Genomic DNA, 18,189 nt, shown 5'->3' on the forward strand with positions numbered 1-18,189 from the left:
CCTCTCTATCGTGAGCTATGTGACAATAGTCATTAATGGTTGAACAGCAAAAGAAAATCCACAATGCGCCCTACAGATAAACAAGATAACTTAGTTCGTGTTTTTAAAGCCCTATTGAAAGAAGAACGCTTTGGCTCACAAAGCGATATTGTTGATGCTTTAAAGAATGAAGGATTTGATAACATCAATCAGTCTAAAGTATCGCGTATGCTAACCAAGTTTGGTGCCGTTCGTACTCGCAATGCCAAAATGGAGATGGTGTATTGCTTACCCGCTGAGCTCGGAGTGCCAACGGTATCCAGCTCACTAAGAGAGCTTGTCCTCGATGTCGATCATAATAACGCTTTAGTCGTGATACACACCGGCCCAGGTGCAGCGCAGTTAATTGCTCGTTTACTCGACTCTCTTGGTAAATCAGAAGGTATTTTAGGTGTTGTCGCTGGCGATGATACTATTTTCATTACTCCAACCATGAATATTACGACTAAACAGCTATTTACTTCTGTCTGCGAGCTCTTTGAATACGCTGGTTAAAGCGCATTAATGACGGGTTACATTGTTAAACAAATGTGACCCAATTCACATCTCGCGTATCTTGCTATATCCAACAAAAAAGACTTTAAATTAATACTTATCAAATAATTAGCCTCATTCAATAACATTACCTATCGCTCAATACCACAGTGCTACCGATGATAATTTTTTACAATTCTATAATTTATTGAGTATTTTTTGTTATTATCATTCGGCACTTTTTCTGTTTTTCAACAGAACCAGCGCCAATTTCTAGAACCAAACGACTTGCCGAGGGCGCTAACCGCGCAATAACCTCAAGTCATCAGGGGAAAGGAATCATACCCCTCGACAACCGTACAAGCTCTTTGGGAATAATAAATAAAAGGAAGGGATATTCATGTTATTGAACAAGATCATTAAAGTGGGTGCTATCGCTGCGGCTGTCATGGGAGCGAGTGCGGTTCACGCTCAGGAATTTATTACTATTGGTACTGGAGCCGTAACCGGCGTTTACTATCCAACTGGCGGTGCGATTTGTCGCTTAGTGAATCGAGACCGTCAAGAGCACAATATTCGTTGCTCTGTGGAATCAACCGGTGGTTCGATTTACAACGTCAATACCATGCGTAATGGCGAGCTCGATTTTGCTATCGTTCAATCTGACTGGCAATACCACGGTTATAATGGCACCAGTCAGTTTTCTGAACTCGGCCCTTACAAAAAGCTACGCGCGATGTTCTCTTTGCATACTGAACCTTTTAACATCATCACTCGCGCAGACTCGGGCATCAATAATGTAAAAGATCTTGAAGGAAAACGCGTTAATATCGGAAACCCAGGTTCCGGTGACCGCGCCACCATGCAAGTGGTAATGGACGCCTTTGGCTGGACCAATAGCAGTTTCAGACTAGCCTCTGAACTAAGAGGCTCTGAGCGCTCACAAGCGTTATGTGATAATCGTATTGATGCCTTTATCTATATGGTCGGACACCCCAATGGAGCCATCCAAGAAGCGACGACTTCTTGTAACGCTAAATTGGTCTCAGCAACTGGACCTGAAGTGACGAAAATTGTAGCCGAACGTCCTTACTACGCTTACAGCACCATTCCTGCGGGCATGTATCGTGGGACCGATAACGAAGTGACGAGTTTTGGGGTTGCTGCCACACTAGTGACCAGTGCCGATGTCTCCGATGAAGTTGCTTATAATGTTGCTAAAGCGGTGTTTGAAAACTTTGATACCTTTACTCGTCTTCATCCCGCCTTTGCAACCTTGAAAAAAGAAGACATGGTCAAAGCCGGCCTTTCGATTCCGCTCCACCCTGGTGCTGAAAAATATTACAAAGAAGTTGGTTTACTAAAATAAATCGCGATTCGTTGTAGGTAGTCGACCCATCCTCCAATCCCCATGCCCAGCACACGGCGCGTGGGGGTTGATTGGCGGTCTCTACTCAAAGTACTTTGTTTTATGGCTATCTATTTCCTCTCCTGACAACCATGGCTGACACAGTAAAGTGACTGAACATCAATGTTTTTAGGGGAAGGCATAGAATGATTATTTATTTGCACAGCACCCTCTTCTATTGAGCCTTCAGCGAACACCATACAGCCTAACGTTCAGCGTTATGTTGTGAATCTCCATGTACTTGAGAGTATCAATACCGTTCACTGACTATCGACGGCGCAATAGAAAAGGGATAAACCATCAATATTAAGGATAACGTACATGACGCAGGCAACAACTCCGTCGCAGGATGTGCAAGAGATGGTTGCACAGGCAGATACTGGCGCAAGAAATCCACAGGGTTTCTCTGGGCGCATTTTGTGGTTTGTACCACTGTGCTGGTCTCTTTTCCAACTTTGGTATGCTTCACCCCTGCCATTTATTTTTAACTTTGCGATTTTAAATGATACCGAAGCTCGCGCTATCCATTTAAGCTTTGCGGTTTTTCTCGCTTTTACCGCTTATCCCGCGTTAAAAGATTCTCCCCGTGACCGCATTCCAGCCGTGGATTGGATCTTAGCTCTGGCGGGCAGCTTCTCGGCTGCTTATATCTATCTTTTTTATACTTCTTTATCCGGTCGCTCCGGTGCACCCACCGATACTGACATCATTGTTGCTGGTATGGGTATGCTGCTGCTCCTGGAAGCTACACGTCGTGCATTAGGTCCGCCGTTAATGTGTGTGGCAGGGCTCTTTTTGCTCTACACCTTTGCTGGGCCACATATGCCCGACGTCATCGCACACAAAGGGGCAAGCTTTAATAAGGCCATGTCCCATCTCTGGCTGACTACTGAAGGCGTATTTGGTATCGCTTTAGGGGTTTCGACTTCTTTTGTGTTCTTATTCGTGCTCTTTGGTGCGATGCTAGAACGGGCCGGTGCTGGTGCTTATTTTATCAAAGTGGCGTTTTCTTTACTCGGTCACATGCGTGGCGGACCGGCGAAAGCAGCCGTTGTCGCCTCAGGACTGTCCGGTTTAGTCTCAGGGTCGTCGATAGCTAACGTGGTCACAACCGGGACCTTTACTATTCCGCTCATGAAGCGAGTGGGTTTTTCTGGTACGAAAGCTGGAGCCATCGAAGTCGCCGCTTCAACCAATGGCCAGCTTACGCCACCAATCATGGGCGCTGCGGCCTTTTTGATGGTCGAATACGTGGGTATCTCTTATGTCGAGGTGATCCGAGCAGCCCTACTACCTGCGCTTATCTCGTACATTGCGCTTATCTATATTGTCCACCTAGAAGCTTGTAAAGCAGGGATGACTGGCCTACCTCGCCGTCGCCCTTCAACGTTGCTCAACAGTTTGCTCTCTTTCACTGGCACCATTTTAGGGTTATGTGTAGTGAGTGCAGTGGTCTATTACGGGGTCGGTTGGACAAAAGATGTGTTTGGCGCGGCAGCAACACCGATCGTCACGCTGGCACTGTTAATCTGTTATTTTTTGCTGTTGAAAATCTCCGCTCAATACACTCACGAGCGTGAATTTAGTTTGGATGAAAACATTCAGGAAATCCCAGACGTTGGCCCAACAGTCAAATCTGGACTGCATTACTTACTGCCGATCGTGGTCTTAGTCTGGTGTTTGACCGTTGAGCGTTTCTCCCCCGGATTGTCGGCTTTCTGGGCCAGTGTGTTTATGATTTTTATTCTCTTAACGCAAAGACCGATCATTGCTTGGTTTAATCGCACTAACGATGCCGCTCAACAAGCCAAAGCTGGCGTTACAGACTTACTCGAAAGTTTGGTGTCTGGTGCACGCAATATGATAGGGATTGGTGTCGCGACCGCCGCTGCTGGCACCGTGGTTGGTGTAGTCACCTTAACGGGCATTGGCTTAGTGATGACCGACTTTGTCGAGTTTATCTCTGGCGGTAACATTATGCTGATGTTGCTGTTCACCGCTGTGATTAGCTTACTTTTAGGTATGGGATTACCGACAACTGCCAACTACATTGTGGTATCGACGTTGATGGCTCCGGTGATCGTCACCTTAGGCGCACAGAGTGGATTGATCATCCCATTAATTGCCGTACACCTGTTTGTATTTTATTTCGGCATTTTAGCCGATGATACGCCCCCTGTCGGCCTAGCTGCTTTTGCTGCTGCCGCAATAGCGAAATCGGACCCCATTCGTACCGGTATTCAAGGCTTCACCTACGACATACGAACCGCTATTTTGCCATTTATGTTTATCTTTAATACCCAGTTATTATTGATGGGCATTGAATCATGGTGGCACTTAGCCTTAACCGTCGGCTCCTCGATCATCGCCATGCTGTTATTTTCAGCCGCGACTCAAGGCTGGTGGTTTACCAAAGCAAAATGGTGGGAAGTCCTGTTGCTGTTGCTGCTGACCTTTAGCTTTTTACGACCTGGATTTTGGTGGGACAAAATTTATCCGGCTAAGTATCAATACCCAGGTACGGACTTAGCCTATATCGTCGATAAAGCGCCGGTGGGTCAACCGATTGTGATGATCGTCGCCGGAGAAACCTTAATGGGCGACTATGTGTCGAAAACCGTGCAACTGCCGTTTGATGATCGAGCGCTAACGGCCGAAGAACGGATTCGTTCGATGGGGCTTACCGTTAATAAGATCAATAATCGAATGCTGATCGACGCTGTTGAGTTTCGTAGTCCAGCTGAAGCGGCAGGGATCGATTTTGATTGGGAAGTCCGTACGGTCGTCGTGGATAGCGATCGTCCAATGAAAGAATGGGTCTTTGTCCCTGCACTGTTGCTGACCTTACTGCTTGGCTGGAATCAAAGACGCCGCGCCCTCAAGAAAACGGCGATACAACCTTAACCTATTGTGACTTTGCTTTCCCCTGGCTATCGAATCTGCGGGGGAAAGCCATACAGAGATAAAAAACCATGTATAAACATATCTTAGTCCCCGTCGATTTAAATGAACAAGGCTTTGCTGATAAAGCCGCACAAAGTGCGGTATGGCAAGCAAGACACAGTGGTGCTCAACTGCATCTTTTAACCGTACTACCGGGTATTCACATGTCGATGGTCGCAACTTATTTCCCGCGTGACGCTGCCAATAAAATGAAGCAAGACGTTGGGCAACGTTTACAAGCATTTGCTCAGCAGTATCTACCAGAGGATATTCACTATCAGTTGCATGTCGCTGAAGGAAAGCCCTACACGACCATTCTGGAGTATGCCGCCAAGCTCAAGGCAGAGTTAATTATTATGCCCAGCCATAAGCGCTCACGAATGGACAAAGTGATGCTCGGTTCGGTAGCCAGCAAGGTCGTCGAGAACGCCCCCATCCCCGTTTTAGTCATCAAACCGCAAGGTTAATTAGCAAACGGAAGGTTCATCGATTTTACCGATGAGATTAATTGTTCGATTCTCCTTTTCTTTTTGAGAATAATTATCAATAATGTTTACATCAAAAAGAAATAGGTGGGACCGGATCATGAAAAAAACACTCAGCTTCGCTGCTATTCACTTTACCATCGCTTTTACTATCGCTTATCTACTGACAGGCGATATCATTCTCGGTAGTTTAATCGCTATGCTGGAACCGATGGTCAATACTGTCGCTTTTTATTTCCATGAACGGGTATGGACTCAGCATCCAGCACTGCAACGTTACGCGGGCAAGACTCGGATAAAAACCGCCAGCTTCGCCGTCATCCACTTTAGCGTTGCTTTTGGTATTGCTTATTTACTCACTGGAAGTTGGTTAATTGGCGGCATCATGGCGATGATTGAACCCAGCTTTAATACCTGTGCTTACTACTTTCATGAAAAAGTATGGCAAAGCTTGCATCCGCAGAAAAAAAGCACCGACAAACACTTTGGCTGTGCACACTAGGTAACATGAGCCAAAATGATCGGAGCCACCCGCCGCGTTATAACGGAAAATGAGTGACACACAAGGTGTCACTCAATGCCAGTTTAACCGAGGCTTGTTGTCCGTCTAACTCAACATCAATCGTGTAAAGATCTTCAGGATTCGGTTTTTCTGCGTCGTAATAGCGAGGCGCATCGACTTGGAAAATAGCCGTTACATGATCACTGCGTACATCTATCGGTAAATGGTAAGTCATGCCATCAAAACGAACTGCCGCCGACACTAAACCCGTTGCGTAGGTAGTGAAGTAAAGATTCACTAACAGCTCACAGCCACCACCATGATGCCAGATTTGCTCTGTCGTTAGATGCTCAAGACGTAAGTGAGAAATAGCCTGTAAATAAGGCGCTCGCCAAATACCTATCCTCGAGTCGTATGCGACTCGCTTTTCTTCACCAAGCGGACAAATTGGCTCTTCAATCAACCAATCGTCTTCCTGATTTAAGAATAAAATTTCAAACCGATTTCGACCTAACTTAAGCAGCGAGCGGATCTCTTTTTTATAGCGATGTTGCGTCCCATCACAATCAAAAATAGCGGCACCATTAAGACGCACTTCGGCTGGATAATCGATGCCTTCTATCACGACATCAATAGCAGCAAACGCTAAGAGATGGTCATCGACTTCAATATCATGCATTAAATGCCATTCTTGCTGCGCGAGATCATGCTCGGCCAATTCACTTGGCAAGGCGCAACTGAATGGATTGGGAAAATAAAGATCAACTTGAGGAATGGATACGTCTGTCAGAGGCGAAAGCTGCCATGGACCAGAGAGAGAAAACTGCATTGTCATTGATTATCTTGAGCAAATTTATCTCATATATACCTGAGCGGGATCAAAAATACCAGCCGGCTGACTGGTATTTACTGTGACAAATTAATTGCTCACTGTGGCCGCGTTAATCGATAACGGCAACCACTGAAGGTTAGGCTTGCTCTTCGTCTTCGTCATCTTCTTCTGGATAAAGGGCATCTTCACCTTCGTAATACGTGCCCCACCCGTCGTAGATAACATCAAACTTTTCAGCTAACTCGACCAATTTTGCGACTTGCTGATCGATCGCTTGCGGGTCCAAAACCGATTGCATCGTCGCATCAAAACAGAACAGTTTATGACCATCTTCATCTTCAGTCTCTTCCGCTTCCAATACTTCAAAACCCAGTTTGAAAGCTTCAACGGCCGCTTTCTCTAAAATTTCAAAATCTTCAGCAAACAAGTGATGCTCGATATCGTACAAGGCTTCTGGATCACTGCCGTCGTCGAGTAGTGCTTGGATAATATCGCGAGTCTCTTCTTTTTGCATTTCGATAAAGGCTTCAACAGAGAGATATTCATCTTCATGAGACATAATGGTGACTCCAGAGTTTATAAACAGGCTCAAAAATTAGCGCGAAATATCGCACGGATCGTCAATAATTACTACCGAGAAAAGCCGCTTTACACTAACTTCTCGTGTAAGCGGCCGATTTTATTCCGTCAATTATTCTGTCCCACCCACAGTTAACGCATCCAACTTCAACGTTGGTTGGCCAACACCGACCGGAACACTTTGTCCCGCTTTACCACAGACACCAACACCGCGATCAATACTCAGATCATTACCGACCATTGAGACTTGCTGCATCGCTTCAATACCAGAGCCAATTAATGTCGCTCCCTTGATAGGGCGTGTCACTTTACCATTTTCAATCAAATACGCCTCTGAGGCCGAGAAAACAAATTTTCCAGAGGTAATATCCACTTGACCACCCCCAAAATTAGGCGCGTAAATCCCTTTCTTAACACTGGCAATGATCTCTTCTGGAGTATGCTCGCCGGGTAACATATAGGTATTGGTCATACGAGGCATCGGCAAATGAGCATAGGATTCACGGCGACCATTCCCCGTTGGGGCAACGCCCATTAAATGCGCATTGTGCTTATCTTGCATGTAACCTTTAAGCACGCCTTTTTCAATCAGCACATTGTATTGACCGTGGACCCCTTCATCATCGACATTCAATGAACCACGTAAATCCTTTAACGTTCCATCATCGACAATCGTGCACAGCTTAGAGGTCACTTGCTGACCGATTTTTCCAGAGAAAACAGAAGACCCTTTACGATTGAAATCACCTTCCAAGCCATGGCCTACTGCTTCATGCAATAAGACACCAGGCCATCCAGAACCCAATACTACTGGCATGGTACCCGCAGGAGCCGCCACCGCTTCTAAATTCACCAACGCTTGGCGAATCGCTTCATCGGCGTAGGCAAAAGCAATTTTTTGGCCATTTTCTTCATTTAAAAAGTAATCATAATTAAATCGGCCGCCGCCTCCTGCGCTGCCGCGCTCACGACGATCGCCTTTTTTAGCCAACACGGAGATCGATAAACGCACCAACGGACGAATATCACCAGCATAAGTCCCATCGGTTGCCGCAACCAGCATCTGTTCATGAACCCCACTCAGGCTCACCGAGACTTCTTGAATCAAAGGCTCTTTGGTTCGAATATAAGCATCGAGCTGTTGTAGTAGCTCAGTTTTTTTCTGTTTTTGCCAATTCTCTAATGGGTTATCCGCCGCATAATATGCTTGGTTATCACTGCGTCGAAACGCCTGAACCTGACCATTTTTGGCTTGAGTCGCAATGCCTCGTGCGGCAATCGCACTTTGCTTTAATCCATCAAGCTGAATTTGATCCGAGTAAGCAAAACCGGTTTTTTCACCGCTGATCGCCCGTACACCAACCCCACAGTCGATATTAAATGAACCATCTTTAATAATGCTATCTTCTAAAACCAGCGATTCATGCCAACTCGATTGAAAATAGAGATCAGCATAATCAATATCGCGAGTCATGATACTGGCTAGCGTGTCAGCAATATCCTGTTCAGTCAGGCCGGTTGGGGCGAGTAACGCTTGTTCAATACGGGTAATACTCATAGCGGATTCTTTTTCTCTATAAATTGATGATGAAAACGTGTGTGCTCAAGCACGGGCATGTTTTGACGAATAGTTTGCAGCGAGCGTAAATCAATATCGACCAAGAGATTATCGGCTTCAGGACCGAGAGCGGCGGTGATCTCTCCCCAAGGGTTGATCACCATCGAATGTCCCCAAGTCTGCCTTCCCCCTGCGTGCTGCCCTGTTTGTCCAACGGCGACGACCCAACACTGGGTTTCAATCGCTCTCGCCCGTAATAACAACTCCCAGTGGGCTTGACCAGTCACAGCGGTAAACGCAGCAGGGACCAGTAAAATTTGTGCACCTTTTCGGCGTAGCTCACTGTATAAGGTAGCAAAACGCAGATCATAACAAATCGATAAGCCTAAATTAGCCAATCCCGTGTTCGCTACCACTACGCGCTGCCCCGCACAGAATAACGACGATTCACGATAACAGCGATGCTGATCAGCGACATCAACATCGAACAAGTGTAGCTTATCATAGTCTGCTAGCCATTCGCCCTGAGGTCCGAATAAAATCGAGGTACTGGTGATCCCCGTTGTGCGCCGAATGGGTAAGCTCCCCAGCAGTAAATAAACCTGATGCTGTTTAGCCAATAGAGCGAACCGCTGCTGAATAGGTCCTACATTCAATGGCTCTGCATTTTGCTGGTATTGCATATGGCTAGCAAATAGGGTCGCGTTTTCTGGCGTGACTATCAATTGTGCGCCTTGGCTCGCCAGCTGGGCGACCTGCTGTTCAATGTAGCTTAGGTTATCATTTACGACGTCACTTGACGTCATTTGCACCAATCCTATTCGCAGCATGATTCTCTCCTTGGCTTATTTTTTTAGTCGCTCAGGCAACTTAAATTCCCCTTTACGACGTGATATTTCACGTACATTCGGCGAGTTCAAAGGCCCTTTAACCTCATAATTAACTTGAGTAAACACCTCAACGACCGGTGAAATAACCGTAGTGATCGCTAACACATATAAGGCGGTAACTGGAGTAACGGCAAACGCTGTCATCACAGGGATCCCAGAGGTAGGATCAGGAACAAAGTTCACTTGTGCATCCACCATCTGGGTATTGAGATCCGCCATACCGCGGATAGTCATCTCACCAGCAATCGCATCCATTTTAATATTATTGGTCACAAAAATACCTTGCTCGATATCTCCACTACCCGTTATACGGCTGAACGCCATCCCTTTGTCAAAAATATCGCTAAAATCGAGCTGCATTTTACGAATGATCGAATCGAGACTGAATAATCCAAGCAGATTCGCCGCCCCACTGACATTAGAAATAACCCCTTTACCTAATTCCGTTTCTACCGAACCCCGTAAGGTATTAATGCGCATCGACCATGGCGCACCGTCCCATTCGCTATGACTTTTCAGCGAAAAGGGGGCTCGTTGTATCCCTGATGTGATCCCAAAACGCTCCATAAGATCACTGTTATTCTCGCCTTGCATATCGATATTCATCAGGGTATGACTGTGATCTTCAGTTAGTGTCCACTCACCACTAATATTGATTTGATTGGTACCGCTGACAATATCAATTTTTTTCCAAGCTAAAGTATCGCCCTGACGCTGAAAGTCCATACTCAGCTTACCGACGCTGTATCCTTGTAGCCAAAAATCATCAATCACGAGAGTGAGATTCGGCATTAACTGATGAAAACGGCGATCAAACTCGGAGATCAGTGGCGCATCTTGCTTTTCTCTATCAATCAACAGACTGTGACCTTGATGTTGATCGAGCTGTGGAAGATAGAGGTGGAGACGTTGTAAAGCCACCGTCAGATCATAAGGTTGAATATAACTGGCTTGGCCTTGCACCTCTTGGCTATTGACCGTTACTGACCATCCAAGATTTTTTTGGCGTGCACTGAAGGCAACATCATGCCACTCTAAACCAGCGAAAGTGAGCTCTTGGACATCAACGTCGACTCGCTCAGGAATCGGCAGACTTGGTGTTTGCAACTCAGCTAACACACTGACCGCTTGGCTATCCGGTTGCTGATCAAGAATATCCAGCCATTGATCAAGATTAAATCTCTCACTGCGAATCTGAACATCATGCCCGGCGACAGGGCTCATTTTAAAACTGCCTTGCCCCAGCAACAAATAGCTTGCCGTTAAGTGTGGCACTGGCTGAGTAATATCAATCTCAGTTTGGTACTTCGCATCAGGCAGTTGTAAACGAGCGGACACCGTTTGCTGGTTACCTGAGGCTTGCAAATGTGCTGTGCCTTGACGGTTGGCAGGTTTACCCAAAGGATATGGATAGTCACTCGCGATAGACTGTAAATTAGCCTGTGCATCGATTTGATAAGTAAAGCCAACATCATTGAGCTGAATATTGACCCCCATTTGCCAAGGCGCATGACCAGTGACCGGCGCTATCCAGTGCTCACCGACATAAGGCGCTAGCGGCAAGATATCCCAGTCACCGACTAAATCGATTCCGACATGATAACCTTGCGCGGCACTCTCACCTTTAAAATCAAAGGAAATCGGTTGTGTGAGCAGCTCGCCGGTTAGCCCTGCGGCCGAGACCTGATCATTATCAAAATGAATTCGTCCCGATACACCATTTAACGTCATGGGTGGCGTGTTGATCTCAACCTGATTATTCATCAAATCGGCCCACCCCCACGCTCGAACATCATGACCATGCGCAAAAGGAATCGCTAATTGGAACTGAGAATTGACCAGTCCACGTACGTCAATCGCGGTTAATGCAGCGCCAACGGAATCGACTAATGGGCTTGCGGTCATATAATCTCGCACCGCATTACCTTGAGCTTTCACCGTGGCACTGAGTTCTAACCAACCATCTTCAGACAAGTGAGCAATTTGTCCAACAATCCGCTCCGCCTCGACATCCATTAATGTCGCTGACCGAGAATCAAGGTACATGGATTCATTTTCAAACAGTAGATCAAGCTGTAGATCGGTGATCGCTGGCCAGGCGGTATCAAAGCTGAATTTCGCGTTTTTTAAACCGACCCAAGCTTGGAAAATACCGTTGTTATCCTGATAAGGAAACGCGGCTAGTTCGCCATACCAAAGTAATTTAGCGGTATCAACGTTACCGCCCTGAATCGATGTCGATAAGTAATCGGTAAGAGACTGGCCCAGTGCTCTCGTAGGTAAATAACGCCACGTTTCGCCCGCATTGTAGAGATCGGCTTCGGCATAAAAAGATAAGAAGGGCTCTCCTTGAGCCGGAAAATCAAGCCGAAATGCACCTAATACTTGAAGATCATCGGTCGCAGCGCTTACCTTATCGGCCCATAAACGCCAACCGTTTTCATCACGCTGCCACACCAGATCAACCGCGCCTTGACGCAGAGACAGCGGCGCTTGAAACACATCACCATAAGGCAGTGTTTCATCAGTCAAGCTCGCATGTATCACGGCGCTCTCTGCCGTCCCTCGGATAGTGGCTTGCAGATGCTCGATCCCGGGCAACAAATCCCACTGCTTAATCCCGCCTTGATTCACTCGAACAGAATACTGGATATCATCGTCTTGATTCACTGACAGTCGCACATCATCCAACAAACCATGGGGTTCTAAATGTGCAAGCCAGCTTTGCGCTGTTTGTGAATTTGGTATCAGTCTGACCAATGGCGTTAAGGTGGGTAGTGCCAGTTGAGAGACATTCAATCGCCAACCTTGTGGCTGCCAATCTAAAGCGAAATCCAATTCCGGCCATGGATTATCATCGGTTCGCAATTTGAGTGAGTGAGCGCTAACTTGCCAACCATTTTCTGTTGGAAAGAGTTGAACAATCCCCGACTCTAGCAGTAACTCATGCCGTTCCGTATCATGCCACGCGAGCTCTGAAGGTTTGAGTTCAACATAACCATCAATAGGCTGATTATGCTGCAACGTGACCCAAGCATTAAAACTGATCAAACCACGCTCAATACCCGTAGCATCAGCCAAATAACGCGTTAACCACGGACGAACTCGCAGCTTATCGGCGCTGATATAAAATTGCCCAGAAACATCGCGTAATGAACCATGATCTTTAAAGTGAGCACTAACTTTTAATGAGTTAATTTCGCTATCGGCTAAACTGATGATCCCTTCCGCGATGTGTTGACGCCCACGATTCTTCCAATGCAGTTTTTCGACATCTAATTGACGAAAGTCGCCCGCCATCGTTTGATAAAGAATGGTCGAATCTTGAATAGAAAAATCATCGAGCTGACGTAAGAATAAATCGTCTAAGCGCTGTAAAATTCGCCCTTGATCGCCCGTTTGGTTTGATGGCTCATCCGATGCTTGGTTGATTGCCAACCAATCAACAGAACGAACATCGAGATTTAATTGATGAATAACGAGATTGGCCACCACAGGCGATCGCTGTCTGAAGCTTTCTAATAAATCAAACTCGACATCAATCCGTGCGGTTTCAAGTTGTATTTGACTGCCATCAGGCAGGTTCGCCTGAACCCCTTGCAGAGCAAGCGAAGGATGGGTATTACGCCAAAAGCCACGCACATCGGCAATGGTAATTTGAATTTGGGTTTGTTCACCAACCCACTGTTGAATCTCGTCTTTAAAACGATTCATTTCTGGTAAGACGATACGTAAAGTGGTGATGACCAAGGCCAGCACCACCAACAGACTTACCAGTAACCACAACACTATCCGCCTAAGGCGAGTTAATATCGAAAGCACTCACAATCCTACTTACATCATGACAACATCAAATTGCTCTTGTACATACAAAGGTTCCGCTTGAATACGAACTTGCTTACCAATAAACACCTCTAATTCCGCAAGTGAGTGAGACTCATCTCCTTGCAAGGTATCCGCGACGGCCGGTGAGGCATACACGACAAATTTATCGGCGTCATAAGCACGATTCACTCGGGTAATTTCACGTAAAATTTCAAAACAGACCGTCTCAACGGTTTTTACGCTGCCACGCCCTTCACAAGTTGGACAAGTCGAACACAGAACATGTTCAATACTTTCGCGAGTTCGTTTACGGGTCATTTCCACTAAGCCTAATTGAGTAAAACCATTGATATTGGTTTTTACTCGATCTTTACTTAACGCCGCTTCAAGAGAGGCCAATACACGCTTACGATGGTCATCTGAAATCATATCGATAAAATCAATGATGATGATCCCGCCAAGATTACGCAGTCTCAGCTGGCGCGCAATGGCTTGAGTGGCTTCAACATTGGTATTAAAAATCGTTTCTTCTAAGTTTCGACGCCCAACAAAAGCCCCTGTATTGATGTCCACGGTGGTCATCGCCTCAGTTTGATCAATGATCAAGTAGCCACCCGATTTGAGCTCAACTTTTCGTTCTAACGAACGCTGAATCTCATTCTCGGTGTCATACATATCAAAAATCGGCTTATCGCCTTCATACAAGCTTAATTTATCGGTCAGTTCAGGGACGTATTCAGAGGTAAACTCAAGCAAATTATCGAATTCTGTTCGCGAATCGACCAAAATCTTGGTTAACTCAGTACCAACAAAATCACGCAAAATTCGTTGCGCTAGGCCCAGCTCACCATACAACGTGGTACGCGTTTTGTATTTCGCACGCCGCTCCATGATTTTGGTCCATAGCCGTTTTAAAAACGCAGCATCTTGTGCTAACTCTTTTTCATTCGCCCCTTCGGCTGCGGTACGAATAATAAAGCCGCCATGTTCATCACAATATTGACCGACGACACTTTTTAAACGATTTCGCTCTCGCTCACTTTCAATGCGTTGCGAAACACCGACATGAATGGCACCCGGCATATAAACCAAATAACGAGAAGGAAGCGTGATATCCGTGGTTAAGCGAGCGCCTTTGGTGCCTAATGGATCTTTCACCACTTGCACCACAATATCTTGCCCTTGACGCACGAGCTCAGAAATGTCGCGCACCTTAAACTGTTGCTTCTCATTCTCAGCAACACATTCCGTGTGGGGAACAATATCAGAGGCGTGCAAAAATGCCGCTTTATCTAAACCAATATCAACAAACGCCGCCTGCATACCGGGTAAGACACGGCTGACTTTACCTTTATAAATATTCCCGACAATACCCCGTTTGGCTTCGCGTTCTATGTGGATCTCTTGCAGTACTCCACCTTCAATCATCGCTACCCGAGTTTCACTTGGGGTAACGTTTAACAACAACTCCGCACTCATGAGCGCACCTCAATGATGTAAGTTATAAAAATTCGTGCAAGAGCTGGTCCGTTTCATAAAGAGGCAAGCCAACCACGGCGTAATAACTGCCTTCTATTCGAGTGACAAAGCGTCCCCCTAATCCTTGAATGGCATAACTGCCCGCTTTATCGCAAGGCTCACCCGTTTGCCAATAATGCTCAATCTCTTGTTCAGATAATGCTTTAAACCACACCTCGGTAGTGACCAGTATCGAGCGCTGGCGATCAGCATTGACCACCGTTACCGCGGTCATCACTTGATGACTAGTACTAGAGAGCTGTAACAGCATGCATCGAGCATCAGCAAAATCTTGCGGTTTTTCCAGCACTTGTTCATTCAAGACAACAATCGTATCCGACCCGAGTACAACCGCGTCTGAGTTAGCCATCGCCAACCCTGCGCGTGCTTTATCCTCAGAGAGACGTAACACATAATCTTGGGCAGATTCTTCTGTTTGACGCTGTTCTTGCACATTAGGCACGACAATATCAAAATCGTATCCTAATTGAGCCAATAGCTCACGTCGCCTCGGAGAACCTGAGGCGAGCAGTAATTTTTTATGGTTCATTTTATATTCCAATGGCGACGAATACGGCGCAGTAATAAAAACATCCATGGCCAAAGTATACAGCTAATCACGCCACTCCAGAGTGACAAAGGGTTAAAAGTGACATCTTGTATTAAAAACTCACCACAAAAAATCAGTACCTCTAACCCCATCGCTAATAAAGCAATCACAATCGCTTGCTGCCAGAGTGCCATATTACGCAGTAATAAAAAGTTAACCGCGACAAGGTAAATCACGATGGACATCATCATGCCACGAATGCCGAGTGTGGAGCCGAGTAAAAGATCCCACAACAAGCCCATGATAAATGCAGTACCGACATTAACCCGATGAGGTAAGGCCATTACCCAATAGCAGATCACTAACAGCAACCAAGAAGGACGCAGTAGATCTAATGTCCCCGGCCAAGGGATCGTTTGTACAATTAGCGCTAATAAAAATGAGCCCCAAATCACTAAGCGGCTTGACCAATCATTGCGAGCCATGTCGTGCCTCCTTAAGCATATGTTGAGGCGTGGCTTGTAATACCTTTTGCTGCCGATCTTCATTCGGCCAAATCAACAGCAAATAGCGCAAACGAGTAAAATCAACTACCGGAGTGGCTTTGATCACGGCAAATTCACGTCGAGTATCTTTATCCACTTCAGCAATATAAGCCACCGGATAACCTTCTGGGTAAATCCCTCCCAATCCAGACGTCACTAACATATCTCCTACGTTCATATCCGTACTGGTGGCAATGTGCTCAAGTTGAATCTCATCCGTTTGTCCATTACCGGAAGCAATCACACGAATATCGTTACGAATATTTTGCACGGGTATGGCGCTATTAGGGTCGATTAATAGTAGAACTCGGCTATTATGTGCGGCGACAAACGTCACCTGACCGACAATCCCTTTTTCATTAATGACTGGTTGACCTTCATAAACGCCATCCACTCGACCTTTATCGATCACGACTTGATGACGATAAGGTGAGGTATCGACCCCCATCACCTCAGCAACCACTTTTTTCTCATCACGGACAAAAGACGACCCAAGTAACTTACGCAGACGTTGGTTCTCTTCACGATATTGATCCAACAAAATGAGATCACTTTTCAAGATCAATACTTCACGTTTTAAACCATGATTACTCTCCATCAGTTGCTGACGAGAGCTGAATCGATCATAGAAACCATCAAACATACTGCGCGGTAAATCAGCAGCGTATTGAATCGGCGCCACAGCACTGTTTAAGAGAAAACGGACCTGAGAGAAGGCATCTAAACGACTGTCAGCTAGCATTAAGCTGGCTGAAGCGATCACGGCGAAAAAGAGACGTTGCTGTAAAGAGGGTCCTCGACCAAATATAGGCTTCATGTTAAATAATCCCAAATGTTGATTCAGGCATCAGGCGACACCTGTACCCAAACAACTTGGCGTTGCAGCAAGGCGACAGGTAGACAAACCCCAACGCATAGGTAAACACTATGTGTTGGGGTCTACTAACTTAGCCAATACCACTAACGCTGCAAGCAGATAGGGCATTATTCGCCATTACTCGTCACTGAACAGATCGCCGCCGTGCATATCAATCATTTCTAATGCTTTACCGCCACCACGAGCAACACAGGTCAACGGATCATCAGCGATCACCACAGGAATACCCGTCTCTTCGGTCAATAAACGATCGAGCTCTTTCAGTAGTGCGCCACCACCAGTCAGTACCATGCCATTCTCAGAGATATCTGAAGCCAGCTCTGGCGGACACTGCTCTAAAGCGACCATTACTGCAGAAACAATTCCACTTAGCGGCTCTTGTAGGGCTTCGAGAATTTCATTGGAATTAAGGGTAAAACTCCGCGGAACCCCTTCCGCTAAGTTTCGACCACGCACTTCAATTTCAAGCACTTGATCGCCAGGATAGGCAGAACCAATTTCATGTTTGATTCTTTCTGCGGTTGCTTCACCAATCAAACTGCCGTAATTACGACGCACATAATTAATGATCGCTTCATCAAAACGGTCACCACCGATACGCACGGAAGAAGAATAAACAACGCCGTTTAGCGAGATAACCGCCACTTCGGTAGTACCACCACCGATATCGATCACCATTGAACCGGTTGGCTCAGAAACACGAAGACCAGCACCGATCGCCGCCGCCATTGGCTCATCAATCAAATAGACTTCACGAGCACCAGCGCCAAGCGCTGATTCACGAATCGCGCGGCGCTCAACTTGAGTCGACCCACAAGGCACACAAACCAAAACGCGAGGGCTTGGTTTTAATACGCTGTTGTCATGCACTTGACGAATAAAATGCTGTAGCATTTTCTCGGTTACATAAAAATCAGCAATTACGCCATCTTTCATTGGACGAATGGCAGAGATATTACCCGGCGTACGGCCAAGCATTTGTTTAGCAGCATGGCCGACAGCCGCCACAGTTTTACCACCGCGCCCTTTATCTTGGCGGATGGCAACAACAGAAGGTTCATTAAGGACAATCCCTTGACCTTTTACATAAATAAGCGTGTTGGCAGTACCTAAATCTATTGATAGGTCATTGGAAAACATGCCACGAAGTTTCTTAAACATAAT

The 18,189-nt window shown here is 46.2% G+C and carries 15 protein-coding genes; 5 read left to right on the forward strand and 10 right to left on the reverse strand.

Annotated elements, in window-relative coordinates; translation table 11 throughout:
• The first annotated feature begins 63 nt into the window (after positions 1-63).
• The 5 genes from argR (at position 64) to FKN93_RS07130 (ending at position 5,851) form a co-directional block, all read left to right on the forward strand.
• Positions 64-534: a transcriptional regulator ArgR gene (argR, locus tag FKN93_RS07110; protein WP_004396085.1), complete on the forward strand. Its 471-nt coding sequence runs from the start codon at positions 64-66 to the stop codon at positions 532-534.
• 379 nt (positions 535-913) lie between these two features.
• Positions 914-1,882 (forward strand): TAXI family TRAP transporter solute-binding subunit, encoded by a 969-nt coding sequence (locus FKN93_RS07115; protein ID WP_004396086.1) that lies wholly within the window; start codon positions 914-916, stop codon positions 1,880-1,882.
• 360 nt (positions 1,883-2,242) lie between these two features.
• Positions 2,243-4,825, forward strand: coding sequence for a TRAP transporter permease (locus FKN93_RS07120; protein WP_170904741.1), 2,583 nt, complete (start codon positions 2,243-2,245; stop codon positions 4,823-4,825).
• Between the two features lie 68 nt (positions 4,826-4,893).
• A complete protein-coding gene (locus FKN93_RS07125; RefSeq protein WP_040904710.1) occupies positions 4,894-5,331 on the forward strand; it encodes a universal stress protein in 438 nt (145 codons plus the stop codon).
• Positions 5,332-5,449: 118 nt separating this feature from the next.
• Positions 5,450-5,851 carry a DUF2061 domain-containing protein gene (locus FKN93_RS07130; RefSeq protein ID WP_154169264.1) on the forward strand — a complete coding sequence of 134 codons (402 nt, stop codon included), beginning with the start codon at positions 5,450-5,452 and terminating at the stop codon, positions 5,849-5,851.
• 37 nt (positions 5,852-5,888) lie between these two features.
• On the opposite strand, the gene FKN93_RS07135 is transcribed toward FKN93_RS07130, so the two are convergent.
• The 10 genes from FKN93_RS07135 to FKN93_RS07180 form a co-directional block, all read right to left on the reverse strand.
• A complete protein-coding gene (locus tag FKN93_RS07135) occupies positions 5,889-6,680 on the reverse strand; it encodes a hypothetical protein (protein WP_170904759.1) in 792 nt (263 codons plus the stop codon).
• A gap of 139 nt (positions 6,681-6,819) precedes the next feature.
• Positions 6,820-7,242 (reverse strand): ribonuclease E inhibitor RraB, encoded by a 423-nt coding sequence (gene rraB / locus FKN93_RS07140; RefSeq protein WP_004396090.1) that lies wholly within the window; start codon positions 7,240-7,242, stop codon positions 6,820-6,822.
• A 132-nt stretch (positions 7,243-7,374) separates the two neighbouring features.
• Positions 7,375-8,820, reverse strand: coding sequence for a metalloprotease TldD (gene tldD, locus FKN93_RS07145; RefSeq protein WP_154169266.1), 1,446 nt, complete (start codon positions 8,818-8,820; stop codon positions 7,375-7,377).
• Positions 8,817-9,650: a carbon-nitrogen hydrolase family protein gene (locus tag FKN93_RS07150; RefSeq protein WP_154169268.1), complete on the reverse strand. Its 834-nt coding sequence runs from the start codon at positions 9,648-9,650 to the stop codon at positions 8,817-8,819. Before FKN93_RS07150 ends, tldD begins: the two co-directional genes overlap by 4 nt.
• 15 nt (positions 9,651-9,665) lie before the next feature.
• Positions 9,666-13,532, reverse strand: a complete 3,867-nt coding sequence (locus FKN93_RS07155) for a YhdP family protein (RefSeq protein WP_170904742.1) — start codon at positions 13,530-13,532, stop codon at positions 9,666-9,668.
• 12 nt (positions 13,533-13,544) lie between these two features.
• A complete protein-coding gene (rng, locus tag FKN93_RS07160) occupies positions 13,545-15,014 on the reverse strand; it encodes a ribonuclease G (RefSeq protein ID WP_154169272.1) in 1,470 nt (489 codons plus the stop codon).
• A 22-nt stretch (positions 15,015-15,036) separates the two neighbouring features.
• Complete coding sequence (locus FKN93_RS07165; protein WP_170904743.1) at positions 15,037-15,603, reverse strand: Maf family protein; 567 nt, start codon at positions 15,601-15,603, stop codon at positions 15,037-15,039.
• Positions 15,600-16,088 (reverse strand): rod shape-determining protein MreD, encoded by a 489-nt coding sequence (gene mreD, locus FKN93_RS07170; RefSeq protein ID WP_040904712.1) that lies wholly within the window; start codon positions 16,086-16,088, stop codon positions 15,600-15,602. Before mreD ends, FKN93_RS07165 begins: the two co-directional genes overlap by 4 nt.
• Positions 16,075-16,965, reverse strand: coding sequence for a rod shape-determining protein MreC (mreC, locus tag FKN93_RS07175; protein WP_004396096.1), 891 nt, complete (start codon positions 16,963-16,965; stop codon positions 16,075-16,077). The genes mreD and mreC overlap by 14 nt, the downstream gene beginning before the upstream one ends.
• Before the next feature lie 177 nt (positions 16,966-17,142).
• Positions 17,143-18,186 carry a rod shape-determining protein gene (locus FKN93_RS07180; protein WP_004396098.1) on the reverse strand — a complete coding sequence of 348 codons (1,044 nt, stop codon included), beginning with the start codon at positions 18,184-18,186 and terminating at the stop codon, positions 17,143-17,145.
• Between the last annotated feature and the right edge of the window lie 3 nt (positions 18,187-18,189).

The organism is Vibrio sp. A8-1 (genome assembly GCF_013048685.1).
In the GTDB taxonomy this organism is placed as follows: domain Bacteria; phylum Pseudomonadota; class Gammaproteobacteria; order Enterobacterales; family Vibrionaceae; genus Vibrio; species Vibrio metschnikovii.

Coding starts and splice junctions, on each gene's coding strand:
- argR (WP_004396085.1), top strand. CDS start 64: ATGCGCCCTACAGATAAACAAGATAACTTAGTTCGTGTTTTTAAAGCC.
- FKN93_RS07115 (WP_004396086.1), top strand. CDS start 914: ATGTTATTGAACAAGATCATTAAAGTGGGTGCTATCGCTGCGGCTGTC.
- FKN93_RS07120 (WP_170904741.1), top strand. CDS start 2,243: ATGACGCAGGCAACAACTCCGTCGCAGGATGTGCAAGAGATGGTTGCA.
- FKN93_RS07125 (WP_040904710.1), top strand. CDS start 4,894: ATGTATAAACATATCTTAGTCCCCGTCGATTTAAATGAACAAGGCTTT.
- FKN93_RS07130 (WP_154169264.1), top strand. CDS start 5,450: ATGAAAAAAACACTCAGCTTCGCTGCTATTCACTTTACCATCGCTTTT.
- FKN93_RS07135 (WP_170904759.1), bottom strand. CDS start 6,680: ATGCAGTTTTCTCTCTCTGGTCCATGGCAGCTTTCGCCTCTGACAGAC.
- rraB (WP_004396090.1), bottom strand. CDS start 7,242: ATGTCTCATGAAGATGAATATCTCTCTGTTGAAGCCTTTATCGAAATG.
- tldD (WP_154169266.1), bottom strand. CDS start 8,820: ATGAGTATTACCCGTATTGAACAAGCGTTACTCGCCCCAACCGGCCTG.
- FKN93_RS07150 (WP_154169268.1), bottom strand. CDS start 9,650: ATGCTGCGAATAGGATTGGTGCAAATGACGTCAAGTGACGTCGTAAAT.
- rng (WP_154169272.1), bottom strand. CDS start 15,014: ATGAGTGCGGAGTTGTTGTTAAACGTTACCCCAAGTGAAACTCGGGTA.
- FKN93_RS07165 (WP_170904743.1), bottom strand. CDS start 15,603: ATGAACCATAAAAAATTACTGCTCGCCTCAGGTTCTCCGAGGCGACGT.
- mreD (WP_040904712.1), bottom strand. CDS start 16,088: ATGGCTCGCAATGATTGGTCAAGCCGCTTAGTGATTTGGGGCTCATTT.
- mreC (WP_004396096.1), bottom strand. CDS start 16,965: ATGAAGCCTATATTTGGTCGAGGACCCTCTTTACAGCAACGTCTCTTT.
- FKN93_RS07180 (WP_004396098.1), bottom strand. CDS start 18,186: ATGTTTAAGAAACTTCGTGGCATGTTTTCCAATGACCTATCAATAGAT.